Below are 19,571 nucleotides of genomic sequence, written 5' to 3' on the forward strand. Positions count from 1 at the left end.
GTTAGCGCTCGTTTGTCTAAACTCTATCTTCGACGCACAGAAATTTGGAAGAGCAATTCCCTGCACCTTCTACTAAAACACCCCGGGGATGATATACGGGCGGCTTCCAGAATTTTTCATCATGCAATCGCTCAACTATAGCTTCGACTATCAAGGATTCGAAATCCTCATCATCGGATACGAAATTGGGGGTGGATGGCGTATGGCGATTGAACTCCGCAAAGGAAGTGACATTGAGATCATCAGGGATACCGCGACCGTTTATCCGGACTTCGACAGCCTGTGCAGCATGGCTATCTGGACCGCGCATGCAAAGATAGCGAGCAAAGTAAGAGATGAAGCGCACCAGTAGTTGGAGCGCTGCATATCTGCACGGTCATGGCGCAAGCTGCTCGAATACTTTACTAGAAAAAAGCCCGCTACCGGTTGGAAGGCGGGCTTAAACCAAACCACCACACTGATTTGGAGGAGGAGATTTCAATCTATTTCATTGCACCAGCTAAATCAAGGACTTGAAAAACATTTAGAAATGCGAAATAGGCAGCAATATGCTACATTCTGATGCCCCCTACTCGGGGGCTTCCCCAATGCAACGCAGGATGCCCCTACACTTGCATCTTCGCCTCGTAGCATTTGCTGCGAGGCCTTTTTATTTCTACCGATTGACTCACCTGCTGCTCAGGCCGGCTCGCTGCAAGGCAGTTTTCTCGCGCTGATAGTCATCACGGCAGTCGATATTACAGAACAGCAAATTCGGCGACACCACCTCATCACAGAAATGGCAGCGGCAGTCTGGCTGAAGAGCTGGCGCTCGTCGGGCGACTGCCAGGCCAGCCGCGATAGTACGATAGATGCGGCTGTCCGCGTTGTCGGCGTGATCGCTCATGGTTATTTGCCCTCATTGGTAGGAAGTTGATAGGGACGGAAGCGGACCACGTCCTGGCCCGCCCACTCGTTCAAGGAAAGGAACTGCGCCTGCAGCGGCTCAATTTCGTTGCAGCCAAAGACGGCGGCGGCCTTCGTCACATCGCCGAATCCGCCGGTGTTGTTGGGCATGGTCCCGAGTAATTGCGGCGGTACGCGGTGCGCGGCCAGCACGTCGTCGCGCGTGCAGTTCTTGATGTTGAAGAATTCGTCCTTGGCGGCGATCTCGGAAACCGGCAGGATCTGCAGGCCATCCTTCTTGCCGCCTGGCGCATAGACAAACAGGTTGCGGAAGTTGCCAGGACCTTTGCTGTTGCGCATCGCCTCGCGCAGCTTGTCCACGTCATTGACGTTGCTGGCCGTGTCGGTCATATAGAGGATGAAGCCGGCATGCGAGCCGTTGAGGTAGTAGCGCCGGCGGAAGAGCGTGGCGGATTCGTTGAGCCAGGCCGATTGCAGCGCGCTCACGTATTGAGGCACGCCATATACTTCCTGATTGATGTCAGGGGCCTGCAGGTGCCAGATACCGTCCCGCTCAAATTCGTAGGTGTCTCGCCAGCCGTTGACGAAGAAGTAGCGCCCTGGCTCCACGCCCACACGCGTATATTTGGCCAATGCCGGCTTGAGGTTCAAGAGCTTGCCCGTCATGCTCTCGCGCCGCTCGGCGTAGCAGTTGCCGAACAACAGGAAGTCCAGCGCCAGACGCGTGAAGTCGCCACGCGACAAGACGGCGGACGGCTGGAAGGTCGACGCCAGGATATTGACCTTGCACCAGATCGCGCTGGCATGGTGGACGCTGGCATTCAATGACTTGGCTAGGCCGACCATGCTCAAGGGCGGCTCGTACCAATCGCCATTGCGGTAGCACTCGACGTCGGCCAGCATGTCCCGGCCTTCCAGCACGGGTGACGGGTCGCCGAAAGAAAACGCCTCAACGGCCGGCGACGGCGCCTCGACCTTGGCCGGCAGGGTATTGTCGGATGCAGCCGCGCGGCGGCGTGCTCTGTGTTTCATCAGAAGAACTCCATGGAAGAGGTGTTGTTAGCGGTGGTGCCTTCGAAGGGCTCGTAGTCGAGGGCGTGCATGACCGACCAGGCCAAGTCAGCGTGGCCGGTTTCTTCCGAGCGGCCAGCGTCATAGGTGATGGCGCGGCCGCTGGGCGTGAGTATCTTGCGGATGGCCATGAAGGACTGCGCGATGTCAGTCCAGCCTGCATCGAACTGCAGGCGGCCACTGCGGATGATGTTTTGTGCCTTGAGCACCATCCGCGTTTTGACCTCCGGCGAATAGCTGATGGCGGTGGCACCTGGGAAGAACTGTTTCACCAGGGGATAGACGCCCACGCCCATGCCCGTGGTGTCGATACCGATGTACTGCACGTTGTAGCGGCCGCACATTTCCTTGATGAGCGCGGCCTGTTCCGCAAAATCTTTGCCGCGCCATTGGTGCCGCTCAAGGATGCGGAAATTGCCGCCAGGGACCAGTGGCGGGGCAATCACCGAACAGCCGGCGCTGTCGCCCGTCAGCGAAGGGTCATAGCCGATCCACACAGGGCGGTGGCCGAAGGGGCGTGCCGTGAAGGGCTTGTAGTCGTCCCAATCTACCCACGAATCGACCATGCCGCGCTGCAGATCAGCCAGGGGGAACACCGACGCGGAATCGTCGATGAAGTTACACATCAACAGGTTGTCGAACTGGTCCGGCGAGTATTCGAAGTCGCGCAGTTCGTCGATGTCGAACAGGTCGCAGCCACCGGCCGCCGCGTCCATGATCGTGACGATCTGACGCCAGATTTTGTCCTCGCCGGTGAAGCCAGATGACAGCCGCTTGTGACTCACATCGATGTTGACCTTCTCTCCCTTGGCGCGGCGCTTGTTGAACGCCTCGCCGGTCCAGAAGGGATAGGCTTGGTGCGTGGTGGCCGAAGGTGTGGAGAAGTAGGTTTTACGCCACTTTTTATGCAGGGCCATGCCGGACGCCACCTTGTTCAGCTCGGTGAAATTGTGCGTCCAGAAGAATTCATCGAAATAGAAATTGCCGTGGTAGCCCTGGGCGGTGCGTGCATTCGTTCCGAGGAAATACAGGTGCGCGCCATTGGGCAGCACGATAGGATCGCCGGACAGCTCAACACCGCATGCGTCCTTCGCAAACTGGATGATGTATTGCTTGAAGACGTGCGCTTGCGATTTCGAGGCCGACAGAAAAATCTGATTGCGCCCGGTCTGGATCGCATCAATCAAGGCTTCGCGGGCGAAGTACCAGGTCGCGCCGATCTGGCGCGATTTCAGGATGATGCGAGTGCGCTCGCTGCCGTTTCGGTACCAGACCTTTTGATAATCGAAGAGCGAATCATTGAAGGCCTCGACGATACGCTGCTGCGCCTCTTCGCTGAACTCGTTGCGCACCGGTTTCTTCTTCGGTCCGGCATTGCGATTGGCGAGCTTGGGATTGAGGTCGGTTTCGTTTCCGCCCGGCTGCTCATAGCGGCGCACGCGTGCGGCCTGCACAAGTTGGCGCATGAGGGCGTCGAGTTCCTTGTACTCGCCATTGCCCTTTACTTCCTTGGCGATCAGTTGCACTATGCGCGCTTCAAGGGCAATCTCTACGCGCTCAAGGCGCGAGACCTTTTCCCATTCATCCCGGTGCTTCCAGCTATTGACGGTGGAACGCTTAATCTTCAGGTGGCGCGCAATCGACGAGATGCGCCAGCCCTCGAAATAGAGCCGGCGCGCAACGTGCCGAGGCTCGGCCGCCTGGTCGATGTTGTCCTTGATGTCTTCTGGAATTTCTAACATGCCGCAAGCGTAGGCGGCGCGCGCGCGTAGCGGGGACTTTGCCGAGTCGCTATCCCTGATAACAACCCTCACTTGATTGATGCATTTCGCCCATCGGCAGAAGATGACGTTATCCGATCAACCGATAACGAGCGCGAAAACTCATGGCAACCAAGAGCAAATTTTTCCGCGTCGCGACCGAGGGCGCGACCACCGACGGCCGTAGCATCAGCCGCGAGCAAATCCAGCAGATGGCCGACAGCTACAACGTGAAAACCTACGGTGCTCGCGTGTGGGTCGAACACCTGCGCAGCTTGCTTCCTGATGGCCCGTTCAAGGCCTACGGCGATGTGCTGGCAGTGAAGGCCGAAGAGGTCGACACCGAGAACGGCAAGCGCCTGGCCCTGTTCGCTCAGATCGAACCCACGCCCGCGCTGATCGCCATGAACAAGGACCGCCAAAAGATTTTCACCAGCATCGAGCTGGCCGACAAGTTCGCTGATACCGGCAACTCCTATCTGGTCGGCCTGGCCGTGACCGACAGCCCCGCCAGCCTGGGCACCGAGATTCTGCAGTTCTCGGCCACCAATCCCAAGGCCTCGCCCTTTACTCCCCGCAAGCTGAAGCCGGAGAACCTGTTCTCTGAAGCCATCGAGGCCAAGCTCGAATTCGAAGAAGACGGCCCGAGCGTGGCCGAAACCATCAAGCAATTGTTCAGCCGCATCGGCGGTGGTGAGAAGAAGGCTGATGCCCAGCACGCCGACGTGGTCGCCGCCATGACCGCCGTGGCCGAGAAGGTCGGCGAGTTCGCGCAGTCCGCCACGCAGGCGGGCAAGGATGTGGCCGAGGCGGTGGCCCGGCTGGAGAAGCTGGAAAAGCGCGTGGGAGATGAATCGACCGCTGCCGAGCAATTCCGCCAAACCATCAACCTGACCGACAAGAGCAAAGTGCAGCGCCCGCCAGCCACCGGTGGCGGCAACAGCGGTACCGTGCAGACCGAGTTCTAAGCCACCGGCCGACGAAGCAACCCATTTCCGCATTTCACTGGAGCAGAACACATGAAGAATCAGACCCGCGCCGCCTATAACGCCTACACCTCGCGCCTGGCCACGCTCAATGATGTCGCCGGCGGCGCCGTCCACTCCACCTTCTCGGTGGACCCGAGCGTGCAGCAGAAGCTCGAAGACAAAATGCAGGAATCGTCCGAATTCCTGGGCAGCATCAATATCATCGGCGTCGATGAGCTGGAAGGCGAGAAAATCGGCCTGGGTGTGTCCGGCCCCATCGCCAGCCGCACCGATACGCGCGGCGACAAGCGCCGCAGCACCCGCGATGCGTCGGCCATGACGAACACCCGCTATCGCTGCGAGAAGACCAATTTCGATACCCACATCACCTATGCCAAGCTGGATGCCTGGGCCAAGTTCAAAGACTTCCAGACCCGCGTGGCCAATGCGATCCTGAAGCGCCAGGCGCTGGACCGCATCATGATCGGTTTCAACGGCGTGAAGGTCGCGGCGGATACCAATCTGACGCAGTATCCGCTGCTGCAGGACGTGAACAAGGGCTGGTTGCAACAGATCCGCGAGAACTCGCCGCAGCGCGTCATGGGCCTGGTCGGCCAGGACCTGCCCGGCAAGGTGATCATCGGCGGTGGTGCCGGTGCGGACTATGCGAACCTCGATGCTGCCGTATATGACGCGGTGACCAATCTGGACCCGTGGTATCAGGACGATACCGGCCTGGTGGTCATCGTCGGCCGTGAACTGCTGCACGACAAGTATTTCCCGCTGATCAACAAGGACAAGGCCCCGACCGAGACTCTGGCCGCAGACATCATCATCAGCCAGAAGCGTATCGGCGGCCTGCCGGCGGTGCGCGTGCCGTCCTTCCCGGCCAATGCCATGCTGATTACCCGCCTGGACAACCTGTCGATCTACTTCCAGAACGGCGGCCGCCGTCGTCGTGTGGTGGACGAACCGAAGGCCGACCGCATCGAGAACTATGAATCGTCCAATGACGCCTATGTGATCGAGGACGAGGGCCTGGCCGCCCTGGTGGAAAACGTGGTGCTGCAGGATGCGGCAGCGGGCGGCGCCTGATGTCCCGCCTGTCTCCTGCTGCGCGCCACCGGGAGCGCATGCTCGGCAAGCTGGCGGCGTCCGCCGGCGAGCCGGGCGGCGTGACCACCGGCAGCGCCTATGAGCTGATGCTGATGAAGCTCCACGAAGACCGGCGCACGCTGTCCAACATCCAATCCATCGAACGCAAAATCGAGATGAAGGCCACCCTGCTGCCGGCCTATCAGGACTGGATTGATGGCGTACTGTCGGGCGGCCGTGGCGCCCACGACGAAGTTCTGGTCAATGTGCTGGTGTGGCACATCGATGTCGGTGACTACGAACGCGCCCTGCAGCTCTCGGCCTATGCGCTGGAACACAAGTTCACTTTACCGGATCGCTACAACCGCACCTTGCCCACGCTGCTGCAGGACGATTTCGCCGGCGCCAGCCTGGGCGGCAAGCTGAAGGATGACCCGGCCCGCGCGGCCGAGATCCTGCAACAGGTGCTGGCCATGACCGGCAATGCCGATACCCCCGACCAGGCGCGTGCCAAGGTGCATAAGGCGCTGGGCCTGGCACTGCTGGAGTTAGTCAATCAGGTGGACGCCGAGAACATCACGGCGGCCACGGCTGACAGGGCCTCGGCTTCGCTGCAGCACCTCACCCGTGCGAGCGAGCTGCACCAAGCGGCCGGCGTCAAGAAGGAAATCGAGCGGCTGGAACGGCGACTCAAAAAGTTCGCCGAACCGGCCAAGTAAAGAGCACCCCACGGCGCAGGGGCGGCCCGAGACGGAAGCGACATTGTTCGTCGGATGTCTCGGCCACCGCCCCCCACATATTCAAAACCATGAGCTATATCGACGAGGTGCCGGTAACGGCGGGGCCGACCATGCCGGCGGACGTGAAGGCCATCACCAATGACGGCTTTTTCCCCGACATCAGCATGCCAGCCATGCGGGATGCTATGCGGCTGGATTCGACCGTGACCGACGCGCGCCTGCGTCCGGCCCTGGTGGACGCGATCCTGACCACGAATCGGCTACTGCGTGAATGGCAGGCCAGTTACCTGGCCAAGGGCATCCAGAAGCTGGAAGAGGTGCCCGCGCTCAAGGTGGACGGCGAAAGCCAGTACGTCGCGCACTACCGTCGTGCCGTCTACAGCTTCGCCAAGGCAGACATCTTCGAGAGCTATCGGGACTACGACACTACCGCGAGCGCGCTGACCGACAAGAAGAACATGGAATGGATGGACACGGCGCCGGACGTGCAGCGCCGTAACGGCCATTGGGCCATCAATGACATTCTCGGCCGCACGCATGCGACCGTGGAGCTGATCTGATGCAGGTGCGCAGCCAGCAGGGCGACACGCTCGATGCATTGGTGTTTCGCTACCTGGGTGCCAGTAGCGGCTATGTGGAGCAGGCGTTAGCGCTCAATCCAACCTTGGCCGCCTTGGGGGCGGTGCTGCCATCGGGCACGATGGTCACGCTGCCCACTGCAGCAGAAGCGCCCAGCACCACGCAAGACAGCATCAGCCTGTGGGATTGACAACATGAATACCAAATCACTGACAAGGGGAAACCACGTTATGGCAGCAGAATCCGCTGGTGGCATCGCTGCCATCCTGAAAATCTACGGCATCAAGGCCGTGCTCGGCATGGTCGGTGCCGCGCTGCTCTATATCGTCCTGCCGCCGCGCAATCTCGATGGCTCCTTCAACGAAAAGGAGTTCGTGGTGCGTCTGGCCTGCGCTGGGGCGTTCTCCATCATGTTTGGCGACCTGGCGTTTTCGGTGCTGCTGCAGCATGTGCCGACGATTGCCGCCGTGCTCGGCCCGAAACCGGTCGATTTGATGGTGGGTGCGCCGGCCTGGTGGATCACTCGGGCGGTGGCGCTGTGGTTTCAGCGACGCCAGGGCAAGGACATTGCCGAGCTGGCGCGCGACGTGAAGGAAACGCTGTGAACGCCACCGACAACCGCCGCGCCTTCCTGGGTATGCTGCGCTTCTCCGAAGGCACGTCCAATTCGCCGACCACGCGCGACCGCGGCTATGACCAGATCGTCGGGCGCACCCGTTTTACCAGCTACGCCGACCATCCGCGCGTGCGCGTCTGGATTCCTCGCATCAAGAATTGGTCCACGGCAGCCGGCGCGTATCAGTTGCTGATGCGCTACTACGATATCTACCGCAAGCAGCTCGCGCTGACCGGGTTCGGGCCGGAGGTGCAAGACACCATCGCCCTGCAGCAGATCAAGGAATGCCGGGCCTTGCCGGATATTGATGCCGGCCGCCTGGCCGACGCCATCGCCAAGTGCAAGAACATTTGGGCTTCCTTGCCAGGTGCCGGCTATGGTCAGTTCGAGCATCGCTACCTGGATCTCGAAAAGGCATTTACGCGGGAAGGCGGCGAAGCCATCTTGCTGCCGACCCTGAAAACCAGCGAGGAACTGCACTTGGCCTTCCTGGATGCCGGCGGGGTGTTGGCATGACGCTGAACGACACCTGGCGCACCCGGTTGCGTGCTGGGCTCGGCGTCAGCTTGCTGGCGGTGGCCTTTATATCCGCCTGGGTCATCCAGGGATGGCGCAAGGATGCCGACATTGACCACCTGAAGGCCGGCATTGCCGTGGCCAATCAGGCAGCGGCCGATGCCAGGGCCGAACGCACGCAACAGGTGCTGCAGGCCGAGCGCAACGCACGCAACGCTATCCAGGCCATTACCGACAAGCTCACCAATGAAAGGGATGCCGCCCGCCATGAGAAAGACACTTACATTGCTGGCGTGCGCAGCGGCGCTATCCGGCTGTCAGTCCCCGTCGTCGCTGCAGTGTCCGCCGGGGCCCGTTGCACAGATACCAGCACTGCCGGCGGAGCTGGCCAGGAAGCGCGAGCCGAACTTACGCCAGCGGCAGCAGAGTTTTTTGATGACATCGCCAGCGAAGGTGATGACGCCATCCGACAAAGCAATGCCCTGATCGACGCCTACAACGCCTTGCGCGACAAACTGAATGTACAAGCCCAAGAACCTGCGGGATTACCTGCGCAAGGCCATTAAGGATCTGGCACAGAATCCGGACAAGCTGCACATCTTCATCGATGAGGGCGGATCGCGTGCCACGGGCACGGCCGGACTCTCCTTCGAGTATGACTATGTGCTGAACCTGATCTTGACCGATATCGGCCTGGACCTCGATCTGGTATTCGTGCCGCTGCTGGCCTGGATGCGGGTTCATCAGCGTGAATCCTTCGCCAACCCCGAGAACGCCAAGAAAGCCATCCGCTTCGAAGTGGACATGAATAGCGCCGATTCTCTCGATCTGTCGATCAAGCTGGCGCTCACCGAGCGCACCATTGTGAAGCGGCAGGACGGCGGCCGGCTGGAGATCATCCACGCGGCCGAGCCTCACATCACCCCGCCATTCGCTGATGACTTCTGGCAGCTCTACCAGGGCGATAGTCTGCTGGCCGAATGGGACGTACCGAAGCTGCCATGAGCGACGATCTGCAACGCCTCGAAGAATGGGCCGGCGCCCTGATCGCCAAGGTGCAGCCGGCGCAACGGCGCCAGCTGGTGCGCCAGGTGGCCAATGATCTACGGCGCGAGCATGCGCGCCTGATCGCTCAGCAGGTGTCGCCCGATGGTACGCCCTACCCGGCGCGCAAGAACCGCAAGGAACTACGTGGCAAGTCTGGTCGGATCAAGCGACAGAAAGCGGCCATGTTCAACAAGCTGCGCACGAATATTTACCTGAAGGTCCAGGCGGATGCCAACCAGGCATCGGTCGGTTTCTTCGGCAAGGTAGCGCGTATTGCTCGCGTGCATCATGAAGGACTACAGGACAAGGTGGCACCGCGCGGGCCAAGCTACAAATACCCAGCACGGCCTCTGCTGGGATTCAGAAGCGAAGATTTAACCAACGTGCGAGAATTACTGATCCGACATCTGAACTTATAGGAACGCACAAATGAACAAGAAAAATGAAGTGAGCGTTATTGTTCTTGAGCAGATCGCCAGCAAAGATATCGTGAGTCTGATCTTTGATGTCGCACCGCGAAAAGTATCGTCCAGAGTTGCCAAATCTGCCGACCATATAAACAAGGCTCAACGATTAATTGATGTCGACGATGAGATGGGCTTCATACGGCTAATAGCAGCAGAAGAAGAATTGGTCGTAGCTATATTTGAACAACTGAAGCTGAATGCCACTCGGATGCCCGAGCATAGTGATTTTATTAAAAAATATAAAAATCACTATGTGAAGCTTGCCTTTCCGCCTGTGTTGATCTGCTTAGCTAGCATCTTCGAAAACATATTCAGCACCGGAGTTCACCTGGAAGGATTTGAAGGCCTGAGGTGGACAGCAAATATTGTGCGTAAAAACAATCGAGTCATATTGAGAATCTCTCCCGAGAACAGCAAGAAATCTTTCGATTTAAATCCATTAGACGTGCAGCTAAACCGGGGGGAAGATGATGAACGTGTTTCGGACGCCGAACTGTTCTTGGAATTCTCTAGATTTATTAGGGAAAGAGCGGGAAAGTCGGTAAAGGAATTCGTAACGGATAGGGCCGATTTCAGAAATAAGATCTTGTATGCGGAAGATGCGGGCTTCGCTACTCTTTACGATAAGCTCGGTGAAGTTTATGAAAAAAGCTTTGTTCCCAGTTACAGACTCCTATTACAAGTGTTAGCGGTTTTGCTCACAAATGTTCCCCTTTCCAAGAGTTGGGGCGTCGTAGAACAATTCATATCTGTCTACCGAAGAGTGCTATCAGAATGCAAAATTATACAAACGCAAGATAGCGCTCAAAGCTAATCCATAATCAGCGTTATCAACCCGCCGGCACGTGCCTTCGCACGCGCGATCCGGCAACATGGGTTGCATGACGCCCGACCTCTCCGAACTCGTTCGCACCATCCCAAATTTGATCCGTACCGGCAAGATTGCCGAGATCAATGCGGACAAGGTGCGCGTGCGCTTGTCGCCTTCGTTGCTCACCACCTGGCTGCAGTGGATTGCGCTGCGCGCGGGTGATGTCATCGATTGGTGCCCGCCGTCCGTGGGCGAGCAAGTCATCGTCTTCTCGCCCAATGGCGACCTGACCCAAGGTAAAGTCCTGGCCGGCCTGTTCTCGGCCGATTCGCCGGCGCCGCAAACCTCCCTCAATATCCGCTCCATCCACTACCCGGATGGCGCTGTGGTGCTCTACGATTTCAGCAAACACTCGCTGTCAGCCATACTGCCGGCCGGCAGCTCGGCCCTGGTGAAGGCAGATGCGGTGACCGCCGATGCACAACAAACTACCTGCACCGGCAATGTGACCATCAAAGGCAATCTCGTTGTGGAAGGCTTCAGCGCCCTGAACAATGGTGCGAAGGTCCTGGGTGGTGACGGTGGCACCGCGATGGTCATCGATGGCGAGGTGAACGCGACCGGCGATGTGAAGGCCGGCAATATCAGCCTGCGCAATCACCCGCACGGCGAGATCAAGCGCGGTGATGAGAAGTCGGGAGTGCCGCTGCCATGATCGCCATGAACGCCTCTACCGGCAGCAGCATATCTCTGCTGGATCACATCCGGCAGTCCGTGCGCGATATCCTCATGACGCCGCTGGGCACCCGAATCTACCGCCGTGCCTATGGATCGGAAATTCCCGAGCTGATCGACCAGCCCCTGAATGGGGTGACGGTCATGCGCATCTATGCCGCCGTGGCCTATCGCCTGACGCTGTGGGAGCCGCGCATTTCTCTTTCGTCGGTGAACATCAACCGGGACGCCAGCGGCGCAATCTCTGTGGTGCTGCAGGGCGTGACCAATGGCACCGCTGTCGAATTCTCCGTGCAGATCCGTGAAGGGGCGACGCAATGAGCTCGCCCATCGACCTGTCGCTGCTGCCGGCACCGCAAGTGCTGGAAACCCTCGACTTCGAAACGATCCTGGCCAGCCGCAAGGCGGCCGTGCTGGCGCTGCTGCCGGAAGACGAGCGCGAGGCAGCCGCTAATGTGTTGTCCCTGGAGTCTGAGCCGGCTACCAAGCTGCTGCAGGAGAACGCCTATCAAGAGCTGTTGCTGCGCAACCGCGTCAACGATGCCGCCAAGGCAGTCATGTTGTCGTTTGCCATCGGAGCAGACCTCGACCAGATCGGCGCCAATACCAACGTGAAGCGCTTGGTATTGGTCGAAGCTGATCCGGACGCCTCGCCACCGGTGGCCGAGGTCTTGGAAGGTGACGATGCGTACCGCCTGCGCATTCAGGAGGCGCCTGACGCGCTCTCGACGGCCGGCCCGCGCAATGCCTATGAATTCCATGCGCGCAGTGCTGACGGCCGCGTGCTTGACGCGCGCGCCGTCAGCCCAGCACCGTGCGAAGTCGTGGTGGCCGTCTTGGCGAACTCGGATAACTGGCAGGCGCCGGCTGACCTGCTGCAAACCGTCGATGCCGCACTGTCGGCCGAGGATGTCCGGCCCCTGGGCGATCTGGTCTCGGTGGTACAGGGCCAGGTCACCGACTACGAGCTGGAAGCGGTGGTGTATGTCGAGAAAGGTCCAGAGGCGCCCATCGCTCTGAACGCCGCCCGGTCGAACGCGGCCGCCATCTCCAAGCCGCTGCGCCCGCTCGGCTATAGCGTCTATCGCAATGCCTACGTGGCTGCACTGAAGGTCGAAGGCGTGCGCAATGTCGTCGTGAAATCCCCGGCGGCGGACATTCTGTGCGGGCGCACGCAAGCGGCACGCTGCACCGGCATCACGATCACCGCCGAGGTGCTGGAAGAGGTGGACGATGTATAACCCGGTCCCGACCCTGCCGCCCAATACCACACCCCTGGAGCGAGCTCTTGCGCGCGCGTGCGCCGCCCTGGCCGACACGCCGGTGCCGCTTCGTCTGCTGTGGAATCCCGACCGCTGCCCGGTGGAGTTGCTGCCCTTCCTGGCCTGGTCCTTTTCGGTGGATCGCTGGGACGACACCTGGCCCGAGACCATCAAGCGCGGCACGATCAAGGCCGCCCGCTACATCCACCAGCACAAGGGCACCATCGCTGCCGTGCGCGGCGTAGTCGAATCCCTGGGCTACATCATCAAGATCAGTGAATGGTGGCAGACCGAACCGCGCGGACCACGCGGCACCTTCGCGCTTGAGGTCGGCGTGCTGGATTCGGGCATCACCGATGAAATGTTCCTCGAAATGGAACGGCTCATTGACGACGCCAAGCCGCTATCGCGTCATCTGACCGGGCTGCGCATCCATCTGGAGACCCGCGGAAAAATCAATGTCGGCTCCTATGCGCAGTTCGGCGAGGCCATCACGGTCTATCCCTGGTCACCTGAAAGCATTGAGGCAAGCGGCCGGCCATTTATTGGCTGTGCCACCCACATCATCGAAATCATGAGCATCTACCCATGAGCACCTATTTTTCTATTCCGACCGAGATCGGCGAGGCCCGAATCGCCAATGCTCTGGCGCTGGGCATTCCACTGAAGCTCACGCACATGGCCGTGGGCGATGGTAATGGCGTCGTGCCGGTGCCCGACCGCAAGCAGACAAGCCTGATCAAGGAACAGCGCCGCGCCCCGATCAACACTCTCGACAAGGATCCGAAGAACGCCAGCCAAATCATCATCGAACAGGTGCTGCCGGCAGATGTCGGCGGCTGGTGGGTGCGTGAAATCGGCATCTTCGACGATGCCGGCAACTTGTGCGCAGTCGCGAACTGCCCGCCCAGCTATAAGCCTCTGCTGAGTGACGGTGCCGGAAAGGATCAGGTCGTGCGCGTTGTCCTGTTGGTGTCGAGCACCGCAGCCGTCGAGCTGAAAATTGATCCGGCGGTGGTGCTGGCCACTCGCAAATATGCGGATGATGCCATCGTGGCCTATGCGGCACCGAAAGCGCATACGCATGCCGACCTGGCACCGCTCAAATCCCCGGTGTTCACTGGCCAGCCGGTAGCACCTACTCCGGCGGCCGGTGCCGATGTGGGGCAGGTGGCCAATATCGAGTTTGTGGCCAGCGCGATTGCTCAAGCCATGGCGGGCGTGATTCCGTTCCTGACGGCTATTCCCGCAAAGAAGCTGGTCGATGTCGTGATGGTCAAGAGCATTGGCCTGATGGAGTGGGTGGACGTGGCCGGCACTGGCGAGTTTCATGGTTACCGCACCTTGCGCTGTGGTGCGTTGGAATTTGGCACCACGGCTGCACCTCGATCGTATGAGGCCGATTTGGTCGGCGGGCTTGGTTCGAAGACTAGCCAGGCATCGATTTGGGCATGGGCGCAGCAGAACGGGCATAGCGTCGCCGCCGCGAGTTGGAGCGCGAAGACGTTCAAGTTTGCCGATGTGGATGCCAATACCTTCCGCTTTCCGGATCTGCGTGACGTGTTTCCCCGTTTCACCGGCACCGATGCCGATAACGGCAGTGCGCGCACACTTGGCGCTTATAAGGGCGACACGCTCAAGGACCACAACCACGGCCTGATCTTTTCCAGCGGGGTGGGCGGCACTGATGTCGTTCCCTACGGCGCGGGGGGCTCACAAGCCATTGGCACGCGAGCCGTGACCGGTGTTGTGGCCGCCGGCATCGCAGGCGCAGAAACAGCCCCCAAACATACCGCATTCAATCCACGTATTCACCTCTGATCATGCCCCCGATTACTTGCTACCAGACCGACGACAACGGCATTTTTCTGCATACCGTGACTGCTTACCCCTTCCCAATGGAGGATCGTCTCAACGTGCCTTATCAGGCAGTGCAGACGGCCGTGCCGGAAATCCCGACTGGACACCGCGCGCGCTGGCTCTCGCCCTTCCGTCCGATGGATCCGGAATACGACACCGCCGGCGAGTGGGTCATCGAAGAAATTCCCGCGCCGGCGGAACCGGTGGAAGAGCCGACCGCAGAATCCCCGGCGCAAGCCTAAACCGCACTCACTAGGAGTTATCAAATGGCAGCTGACTATCACCATGGCGTGCGCGTCATCGAAATCAACGAAGGCACGCGCCCCATCCGTACCATCTCCACCGCCGTCATCGGCGTCATCGTCACGGCCGATGATGCGGATGCGACTGCCTTCCCGCTGGATACCGCAGTTCTGATTACCAATGTTGTCGCGGCGCAGGCCAAGGCTGGCAAGCGCGGCACCATGCGCCGCGTGCTGGAAGCCATTGCGGCACAAGCTAAACCCCTGGTGGTGCTCGTGCGCGTGGCTGAGGGCGACGACGAAGCCGAGCAAACCAGCCTGGTCATCGGCGGCGTCTCGGCCGAGGGCCGCTATACCGGTTCCAAGGCTCTCTTGGCGGCGCAAGCCAAGCTCGGCATCAAGCCGCGCATCCTGGGTGCGCCGGGTCTGGATACAAAGGCGGTCACCAATGCACTGGCCTCCCTGGCGCAGACCCTGCGCGCGTTCGTCTACGCATCGTGCTGGAACTGCGCCACGGTGGTCGCAGCCACGGCCTACCGTACCGAGTTTGGCCAGCGTGAGGTCATGCTGATCTGGCCGGAATTCGTCTCGTGGGACACAACCTCGAATGCCGATGTGAGCATCTCGGCCGTGGCCTACGCGCTGGGCCTGCGCGCCAAGATCGACGAGCAGACCGGCTGGCACAAGACGCTGTCCAATGTGGTGGTGAACGGCCCGACCGGCATCAGCCGGGACGTGTTCTGGGATCTGCAAGACCCGGCGACGGACGCCGGCGTGCTCAACGCCAAGGAAGTCACTACCCTCATCAACATGAGCGGCTACCGCTTCTGGGGCTCGCGCACCTGCGAAATCCAGGGCGGTTACTTCCCCTTCGAGAACTACACCCGCACAGCACAGGTGTTGGCCGACACCATTGCCGAGGCGCACATGGTCTATGTCGACCTGCCGATGACGCCCTCGCTCGTCAAGGATCTGGTGGCGAGCATCAATGCCAAGTTCCGATCCTTGAAGGCCAGCGGCTACATCATCGACGGTGAAGCTTGGTTCGACGAGCAGTTCAACGAAAAGGAAACCCTGAAGGCCGGCCAGCTCGTGATCGACTACGGCTATACGCCAGTTCCTCCCGTGGAAAACCTGCTGTTCCAGCAGCGCATCACTGACCAATACCTGGCCGACTTCGCCGCGCGCGTCGCCGCCTAATGGGTAGCTGGCCGGTACGCCCGGCCGCCTCCCGACATCACATCATAGGAGCAAGACATGGGCATGCCCCACAAACTCAAGGATTTCAACCTGTTCGAGAACGGCATCAGCTTTGCCGGCATGGCCACGGAGGTGACCTTGCCGAAGCTGTCGCGCAAGATGGAGGAATATCGCGCGGGCGGCATGTCCGGTCCGGTCTCGGTGGACCTGGGCCAAGAAGCCATCCAGCTGGAGTGGACCGCCGGCGGCCTGGTCAAGGAAGCCCTGAAGCAATACGCGGCCAAGTCCCACGGTGCCGTGCAACTGCGCTTCGCAGGCGCTTACCAGAACGACGATGATGGCTCCGTGCAGGCGGTGGAAATCACCGTGCGCGGTCGCTATAAAGAAGTGGATATGGGCAATGCCAAGGTGGGCGACGACACCTCGCATAAGTTCAGCATGCCCCTGAGCGCCTACAAGCTCACCATCGACAACGAAGTGATGTTCGATTTCGACTTCATGAACGGCATCGAGATCGTCGGCGGCGAAGATCGCCGCGCCGACATCCGTAAGGCTATCGGCCTGTAATGGCCAGGCGGCATCCCGCCGCCTGCCTCTCCCAATTCCCAATCTGACAAGGAACCACCATGACCACCACAACCGTCCCCAAAATCGAAACCGTTGTTGTCGAACTGGACGAACCGCTGGCGCGCGGCAATACCCAAATCACCGAGCTGACCCTGCGCCGCCCCAAGTCCGGCGCCCTGCGTGGCGTCAGCCTGATGGATCTCATGAATATGAACGTGAGCGCACTGCAGGTGGTACTGCCGCGCATCAGCGAGCCCGCCCTGACGCAGTTCGACGTCGCCGCCATGGATCCGGCCGACCTGATCAAGTGCGGCATGGAGGTCTCTGTTTTTTTGGCACCGAAGGCGGACCGCGCCTTGGTCTCCCAATCGAAGTAGAAGACGCCATGGCGGACATCGCGACGGTGTTCCACTGGCCACCGGCCGCGATGGATGACTTGGAGCTGGCAGACCTCATGAAGTGGCGCGAGCGCGCCCGAGTAAGAAGCGGGGCAGAGTAAATGGCAAATGAACTGAAAATGCAGGTGGTGTTCTCCATGATGGAGAAAATCACCGCCCCGCTGAAGAAGATCGCCAGCGGTGCCAAGGACACCGGAAAGGCACTGAAGGACACCAGCGACCGGCTGCGCGAACTGAACAAGCAACAAAAAGACCTCGACGGCCTGCGCGACCTGCATCAGGGCATGCGCAAGACGAATGTCGAACTGTCCACCGCGCAGCAGCGCGTGACCGAGCTGGCGGCCAGGATGAAGGGTGTAGAGAACCCGACCCGCGCCATGACGCGCGAATTTAATGCTGCCGTGCGCAGCGTCAAATCCCTGCAGGAAGCCAGTGAGCGGCAAGGCACGCAGTATCGCGCCTTGCGCGAACGCTTGGCCGATGCCGGCATTGGCTCGCGCCAGCTCGCCAACGCGCAGACCTGGCTCAAGAACAGCATCGCCGCCACCAATGCCGAATTGGCCGACCAGCAAAAGAAGCTGGCCGCTAGCCATCGTCAGCAGCAGGTGATGGCCAATGCCCGCCAGCGTGCCGACAAGCTGCGCAGCACGGCAGGTGGGTTGGCTGCGGCCGGCGTAGGTGCCACGGCCAGCGGTGCCGCCATGGGCGCCCCTGTGCTGGCCGGCCTAAAGGAAGCCAAGCACTACGAGACCGAGAACGGCCGCGTGCGTGCGCTCGGCCTGGGACCGGCCGCCACCGCCGAGGCGATCAAGTTCGCCCGCGACATGAAAACTTACGGCACCAGCCAGCTCGACAACCTGCAGTTGCTGCGCGACGGCATTACGGCCTTTGGCGACACGCACCACGCCGAAATGGTCGCGCCGATGATGGCCAAGATGAAATTCGGCAATCACGCTTTCTACGGGGAAGCCGAAGGCGCCGAGAATGAGCGCAAGTTCATGGACATGCTGAAGGTCATTGAAATGCGCAACGGCACCAAGGACATTGGCACCTTCTCCAAACAGGCCAACATGGTGCAGCAGGTGCTGACCGCCACCGGTGGCCGTGTGGGGCCCAGCGAATGGCTGAACCTGATCAAGACGGGCGGTATTGCGGCCAAGGGCATCAAGGATGAGGCGTTCTATTACCAGATGGAATCCCTGGTGCAGGAAATGGGTGGTAACCGGGTCGGCACCTCGATGATGAGCGCTTACCAGAACCTGTACCAAGGCCGCACCACCAAGCGTTCCATCGGGATGCTGGCGGACCTGGGCCTGATCGGCGACCAGTCCAAGGTCAAGCATGACAAGGCCGGGCAAGTCTCGTTCCTGAATCCGGGGGCCATCAAGGGTGCGGACCTGTTCCGCGAGAACCAATTCGAATGGATGGAGAAAGTGCTCTTGCCGCAACTGGCCAGCAAGGGCATTACCGACGAAAAGGGAATTCTCGACGCGATCGGCGGGATCTTCTCGAACCGCACGGCCGCGCAGCTTTTCTCCACCATGTACCAGCAGCGTACGCAGATCCACAAGAACGAGAAACTGAATCGGGGCGCTGCCAACATCGACGAGCTAGACAAGCTCGGGCGCGACACGGCCAGCGGCAAGGAACTGGAAACCCTGGCCAAGGTGGCGGATTTGAAATTGGAGCTGGGAAGCAAGATCTTGCCGCTCTACGCCTCCGGCCTGCAGATGGCCACCAATGCCGTCCAGGCGCTGACCGGCTTCATGGAGCGTAATCCCGCCACGGCCAAGGCCATGATCGTGGGCTTATCCGCCATCGCGGCGATCATGGTGGTGATGGGGCCGCTGATGCTGGCCCTGGCGTCCGTCATCGGCCCCTATGCCATGTTGCACGTTCTGTTTGCGAGGATCGGTCTGCAGGGCAATTTGCTCATGCCCGTCTTGCGGGGTATTGGGACAGTCTTCATGTGGCTGGGACGGATCTTCCTGATGAACCCGATTGGCCTAGCGGTGACCGCCATCGCTGCCGCTGCCTATCTGCTGTACCGCAATTGGGAACCCATCGCCGGTTTCTTCGGCAACCTGTGGCAGCAGGTACGCGGTGCCTTCGCGGGCGGCCTGGCCGGAATTGGCGTGCTGATCTTGAATTGGTCGCCAGCAGGCCTGTTCTACCAGGCATTTGCCGGGGTCATGAGCTGGTTCGGTGTCGAGCTGCCGGCCAAGTTCACCGAGTTCGGCGCAATGATCCTGCGCGGCCTAGTCAACGGCATCACCAGCGGCATTGGTGCGGTGAAGGATGCGGTGTTGGGTGCCGGTGCCAGTGTCATTGGCTGGTTCAAGGAAAAGCTCGATATTCACAGCCCGAGCCGGGTCTTTGCCGAGCTGGGCGACTACACCATGCAAGGCCTGGCCGTGGGCTTGAATCGCGGCCAGGACGGCCCGCTGTCTACCGTCAGCAGCCTCGCCGGCAAGCTGGCCAGCGCCGGCGCGGCCGTGGCCATTGGCGCGGGCAGCATGCCGGCGATGGCCTTTGACAGCCGCCCGCCGATCAGCGCTGCAGGCGGGCAGCCTGTCGTCTACCAGGGCGACACCGTGCAAATCATTATCCAGCCGACGCCCGGCATGGATGAGCAAGCCATCGCCCGCGCGGTGGCCGCCGAGCTGGACCGTCGCGACCGCATGAAGGGGTCGCGTCAGCGCTCGAACCTTGCAGATTGGGATTAAGGAAA

Annotated in this window: 26 protein-coding genes; 23 read left to right on the forward strand and 3 right to left on the reverse strand. The window is 60.5% G+C overall.

Features of this window, described 5'->3' with window-relative positions; genetic code table 11:
• Positions 1–121: 121 nt before the first annotated feature.
• Positions 122–352 carry a hypothetical protein gene (locus JOD78_RS07995; protein ID WP_245202001.1) on the forward strand — a complete coding sequence of 77 codons (231 nt, stop codon included), beginning with the start codon at positions 122–124 and terminating at the stop codon, positions 350–352.
• Positions 353–667: 315 nt separating this feature from the next.
• Here the strand turns inward: JOD78_RS07995 and JOD78_RS08000 are convergent, their stop codons facing one another.
• From JOD78_RS08000 to JOD78_RS08010, 3 genes are read right to left on the reverse strand one after another with little or no spacing between them, the layout of a single operon-like run.
• On the reverse strand, positions 668–886 hold the full coding sequence (locus JOD78_RS08000) for a hypothetical protein (RefSeq protein ID WP_209567024.1): 219 nt from the start codon (positions 884–886) through the stop codon (positions 668–670).
• Between the two features lie 2 nt (positions 887–888).
• Positions 889–1,938 (reverse strand): phage portal protein, encoded by a 1,050-nt coding sequence (locus tag JOD78_RS08005; RefSeq protein ID WP_209567025.1) that lies wholly within the window; start codon positions 1,936–1,938, stop codon positions 889–891.
• A complete protein-coding gene (locus tag JOD78_RS08010) occupies positions 1,938–3,719 on the reverse strand; it encodes a terminase ATPase subunit family protein (protein WP_209567026.1) in 1,782 nt (593 codons plus the stop codon). The genes JOD78_RS08005 and JOD78_RS08010 overlap by 1 nt, the downstream gene beginning before the upstream one ends.
• Positions 3,720–3,862: 143 nt before the next feature.
• Between JOD78_RS08010 and JOD78_RS08015 the strand changes: the two genes are divergently transcribed.
• The 22 genes from JOD78_RS08015 (at position 3,863) to JOD78_RS08125 (ending at position 19,566) form a co-directional block, all read left to right on the forward strand.
• Positions 3,863–4,705 (forward strand): GPO family capsid scaffolding protein, encoded by an 843-nt coding sequence (locus tag JOD78_RS08015; protein WP_209567027.1) that lies wholly within the window; start codon positions 3,863–3,865, stop codon positions 4,703–4,705.
• A gap of 51 nt (positions 4,706–4,756) precedes the next feature.
• Positions 4,757–5,800: a phage major capsid protein, P2 family gene (locus JOD78_RS08020; RefSeq protein ID WP_121043157.1), complete on the forward strand. Its 1,044-nt coding sequence runs from the start codon at positions 4,757–4,759 to the stop codon at positions 5,798–5,800.
• Positions 5,800–6,519, forward strand: coding sequence for a phage terminase small subunit (gene gpM, locus JOD78_RS08025; RefSeq protein ID WP_209567029.1), 720 nt, complete (start codon positions 5,800–5,802; stop codon positions 6,517–6,519). Before JOD78_RS08020 ends, gpM begins: the two co-directional genes overlap by 1 nt.
• An 89-nt stretch (positions 6,520–6,608) precedes the next feature.
• Positions 6,609–7,100 carry a head completion/stabilization protein gene (locus JOD78_RS08030; protein ID WP_209567031.1) on the forward strand — a complete coding sequence of 164 codons (492 nt, stop codon included), beginning with the start codon at positions 6,609–6,611 and terminating at the stop codon, positions 7,098–7,100.
• On the forward strand, positions 7,100–7,309 hold the full coding sequence (locus JOD78_RS08035) for a tail protein X (protein ID WP_209567033.1): 210 nt from the start codon (positions 7,100–7,102) through the stop codon (positions 7,307–7,309). Before JOD78_RS08030 ends, JOD78_RS08035 begins: the two co-directional genes overlap by 1 nt.
• Positions 7,310–7,349: 40 nt before the next feature.
• Entirely contained in the window at positions 7,350–7,724 is a 375-nt protein-coding gene (locus JOD78_RS08040; RefSeq protein WP_134136220.1) for a hypothetical protein, read from the forward strand.
• Positions 7,721–8,251, forward strand: coding sequence for a glycoside hydrolase family 104 protein (locus JOD78_RS08045; protein ID WP_209567035.1), 531 nt, complete (start codon positions 7,721–7,723; stop codon positions 8,249–8,251). The genes JOD78_RS08040 and JOD78_RS08045 overlap by 4 nt, the downstream gene beginning before the upstream one ends.
• Entirely contained in the window at positions 8,248–8,817 is a 570-nt protein-coding gene (locus JOD78_RS08050; protein WP_209567037.1) for a lysis system i-spanin subunit Rz, read from the forward strand. Before JOD78_RS08045 ends, JOD78_RS08050 begins: the two co-directional genes overlap by 4 nt.
• Positions 8,771–9,256 (forward strand): phage tail protein, encoded by a 486-nt coding sequence (locus JOD78_RS08055; protein WP_209567039.1) that lies wholly within the window; start codon positions 8,771–8,773, stop codon positions 9,254–9,256. Before JOD78_RS08050 ends, JOD78_RS08055 begins: the two co-directional genes overlap by 47 nt.
• Positions 9,253–9,717, forward strand: a complete 465-nt coding sequence (locus tag JOD78_RS08060) for a phage virion morphogenesis protein (protein ID WP_209567041.1) — start codon at positions 9,253–9,255, stop codon at positions 9,715–9,717. Before JOD78_RS08055 ends, JOD78_RS08060 begins: the two co-directional genes overlap by 4 nt.
• A 10-nt stretch (positions 9,718–9,727) precedes the next feature.
• Positions 9,728–10,579 (forward strand): hypothetical protein, encoded by an 852-nt coding sequence (locus JOD78_RS08065; protein ID WP_209567042.1) that lies wholly within the window; start codon positions 9,728–9,730, stop codon positions 10,577–10,579.
• Positions 10,580–10,646: 67 nt separating this feature from the next.
• Positions 10,647–11,291, forward strand: a complete 645-nt coding sequence (locus JOD78_RS08070; RefSeq protein WP_209567044.1) for a phage baseplate assembly protein V — start codon at positions 10,647–10,649, stop codon at positions 11,289–11,291.
• Positions 11,288–11,632: a GPW/gp25 family protein gene (locus tag JOD78_RS08075; protein WP_209567046.1), complete on the forward strand. Its 345-nt coding sequence runs from the start codon at positions 11,288–11,290 to the stop codon at positions 11,630–11,632. Before JOD78_RS08070 ends, JOD78_RS08075 begins: the two co-directional genes overlap by 4 nt.
• The gene (locus tag JOD78_RS08080) at positions 11,629–12,552 is read left to right on the forward strand and encodes a baseplate J/gp47 family protein (RefSeq protein ID WP_209567048.1); all 924 of its coding nucleotides are present in this window, start codon (positions 11,629–11,631) and stop codon (positions 12,550–12,552) included. Before JOD78_RS08075 ends, JOD78_RS08080 begins: the two co-directional genes overlap by 4 nt.
• Positions 12,545–13,165 (forward strand): phage tail protein I, encoded by a 621-nt coding sequence (locus tag JOD78_RS08085; RefSeq protein WP_209567050.1) that lies wholly within the window; start codon positions 12,545–12,547, stop codon positions 13,163–13,165. Before JOD78_RS08080 ends, JOD78_RS08085 begins: the two co-directional genes overlap by 8 nt.
• Positions 13,162–14,394: a phage tail protein gene (locus JOD78_RS27915; RefSeq protein ID WP_245202002.1), complete on the forward strand. Its 1,233-nt coding sequence runs from the start codon at positions 13,162–13,164 to the stop codon at positions 14,392–14,394. Before JOD78_RS08085 ends, JOD78_RS27915 begins: the two co-directional genes overlap by 4 nt.
• A gap of 2 nt (positions 14,395–14,396) precedes the next feature.
• A complete protein-coding gene (locus JOD78_RS08100) occupies positions 14,397–14,675 on the forward strand; it encodes a phage tail protein (RefSeq protein WP_245202003.1) in 279 nt (92 codons plus the stop codon).
• A 24-nt stretch (positions 14,676–14,699) separates the two neighbouring features.
• Positions 14,700–15,875 carry a phage tail sheath protein gene (locus tag JOD78_RS08105; protein ID WP_209567052.1) on the forward strand — a complete coding sequence of 392 codons (1,176 nt, stop codon included), beginning with the start codon at positions 14,700–14,702 and terminating at the stop codon, positions 15,873–15,875.
• Positions 15,876–15,932: 57 nt separating this feature from the next.
• Complete coding sequence (locus JOD78_RS08110) at positions 15,933–16,442, forward strand: phage major tail tube protein (protein ID WP_112076923.1); 510 nt, start codon at positions 15,933–15,935, stop codon at positions 16,440–16,442.
• A 59-nt stretch (positions 16,443–16,501) separates the two neighbouring features.
• Positions 16,502–16,819, forward strand: a complete 318-nt coding sequence (locus JOD78_RS08115) for a phage tail assembly protein (protein ID WP_209567054.1) — start codon at positions 16,502–16,504, stop codon at positions 16,817–16,819.
• A gap of 8 nt (positions 16,820–16,827) precedes the next feature.
• A complete protein-coding gene (locus JOD78_RS08120; RefSeq protein ID WP_006464173.1) occupies positions 16,828–16,941 on the forward strand; it encodes a GpE family phage tail protein in 114 nt (37 codons plus the stop codon).
• Positions 16,942–19,566, forward strand: coding sequence for a phage tail protein (locus JOD78_RS08125; RefSeq protein WP_209567056.1), 2,625 nt, complete (start codon positions 16,942–16,944; stop codon positions 19,564–19,566).
• The last annotated feature ends 5 nt before the right edge of the window (positions 19,567–19,571 follow it).

The organism is Herbaspirillum sp. 1130, assembly GCF_017833835.1.
In the GTDB taxonomy this organism is placed as follows: Bacteria; Pseudomonadota; Gammaproteobacteria; order Burkholderiales; family Burkholderiaceae_D; genus Herbaspirillum; species Herbaspirillum huttiense.

Excerpts from the sequence above, each read along its gene's own strand:
- JOD78_RS08005 (WP_209567025.1), bottom strand. The coding sequence starts at position 1,938 with ATGAAACACAGAGCACGCCGCCGCGCGGCTGCATCCGACAATACCCTG.
- JOD78_RS08080 (WP_209567048.1), top strand. The coding sequence starts at position 11,629 with ATGAGCTCGCCCATCGACCTGTCGCTGCTGCCGGCACCGCAAGTGCTG.
- JOD78_RS08065 (WP_209567042.1), top strand. The coding sequence starts at position 9,728 with ATGAACAAGAAAAATGAAGTGAGCGTTATTGTTCTTGAGCAGATCGCC.
- JOD78_RS07995 (WP_245202001.1), top strand. The coding sequence starts at position 122 with ATGCAATCGCTCAACTATAGCTTCGACTATCAAGGATTCGAAATCCTC.
- JOD78_RS08000 (WP_209567024.1), bottom strand. The coding sequence starts at position 886 with ATGAGCGATCACGCCGACAACGCGGACAGCCGCATCTATCGTACTATC.
- JOD78_RS08105 (WP_209567052.1), top strand. The coding sequence starts at position 14,700 with ATGGCAGCTGACTATCACCATGGCGTGCGCGTCATCGAAATCAACGAA.
- JOD78_RS08030 (WP_209567031.1), top strand. The coding sequence starts at position 6,609 with ATGAGCTATATCGACGAGGTGCCGGTAACGGCGGGGCCGACCATGCCG.
- JOD78_RS08015 (WP_209567027.1), top strand. The coding sequence starts at position 3,863 with ATGGCAACCAAGAGCAAATTTTTCCGCGTCGCGACCGAGGGCGCGACC.
- JOD78_RS08010 (WP_209567026.1), bottom strand. The coding sequence starts at position 3,719 with ATGTTAGAAATTCCAGAAGACATCAAGGACAACATCGACCAGGCGGCC.
- JOD78_RS08070 (WP_209567044.1), top strand. The coding sequence starts at position 10,647 with ATGACGCCCGACCTCTCCGAACTCGTTCGCACCATCCCAAATTTGATC.
- JOD78_RS08020 (WP_121043157.1), top strand. The coding sequence starts at position 4,757 with ATGAAGAATCAGACCCGCGCCGCCTATAACGCCTACACCTCGCGCCTG.
- JOD78_RS08050 (WP_209567037.1), top strand. The coding sequence starts at position 8,248 with ATGACGCTGAACGACACCTGGCGCACCCGGTTGCGTGCTGGGCTCGGC.
- JOD78_RS08075 (WP_209567046.1), top strand. The coding sequence starts at position 11,288 with ATGATCGCCATGAACGCCTCTACCGGCAGCAGCATATCTCTGCTGGAT.
- JOD78_RS08120 (WP_006464173.1), top strand. The coding sequence starts at position 16,828 with ATGGCGGACATCGCGACGGTGTTCCACTGGCCACCGGCCGCGATGGAT.
- JOD78_RS08100 (WP_245202003.1), top strand. The coding sequence starts at position 14,397 with ATGCCCCCGATTACTTGCTACCAGACCGACGACAACGGCATTTTTCTG.
- JOD78_RS08060 (WP_209567041.1), top strand. The coding sequence starts at position 9,253 with ATGAGCGACGATCTGCAACGCCTCGAAGAATGGGCCGGCGCCCTGATC.
- JOD78_RS08115 (WP_209567054.1), top strand. The coding sequence starts at position 16,502 with ATGACCACCACAACCGTCCCCAAAATCGAAACCGTTGTTGTCGAACTG.
- JOD78_RS08110 (WP_112076923.1), top strand. The coding sequence starts at position 15,933 with ATGGGCATGCCCCACAAACTCAAGGATTTCAACCTGTTCGAGAACGGC.
- JOD78_RS08055 (WP_209567039.1), top strand. The coding sequence starts at position 8,771 with ATGTACAAGCCCAAGAACCTGCGGGATTACCTGCGCAAGGCCATTAAG.
- JOD78_RS08040 (WP_134136220.1), top strand. The coding sequence starts at position 7,350 with ATGGCAGCAGAATCCGCTGGTGGCATCGCTGCCATCCTGAAAATCTAC.
- JOD78_RS27915 (WP_245202002.1), top strand. The coding sequence starts at position 13,162 with ATGAGCACCTATTTTTCTATTCCGACCGAGATCGGCGAGGCCCGAATC.
- gpM (WP_209567029.1), top strand. The coding sequence starts at position 5,800 with ATGTCCCGCCTGTCTCCTGCTGCGCGCCACCGGGAGCGCATGCTCGGC.
- JOD78_RS08035 (WP_209567033.1), top strand. The coding sequence starts at position 7,100 with ATGCAGGTGCGCAGCCAGCAGGGCGACACGCTCGATGCATTGGTGTTT.
- JOD78_RS08085 (WP_209567050.1), top strand. The coding sequence starts at position 12,545 with ATGTATAACCCGGTCCCGACCCTGCCGCCCAATACCACACCCCTGGAG.
- JOD78_RS08125 (WP_209567056.1), top strand. The coding sequence starts at position 16,942 with ATGGCAAATGAACTGAAAATGCAGGTGGTGTTCTCCATGATGGAGAAA.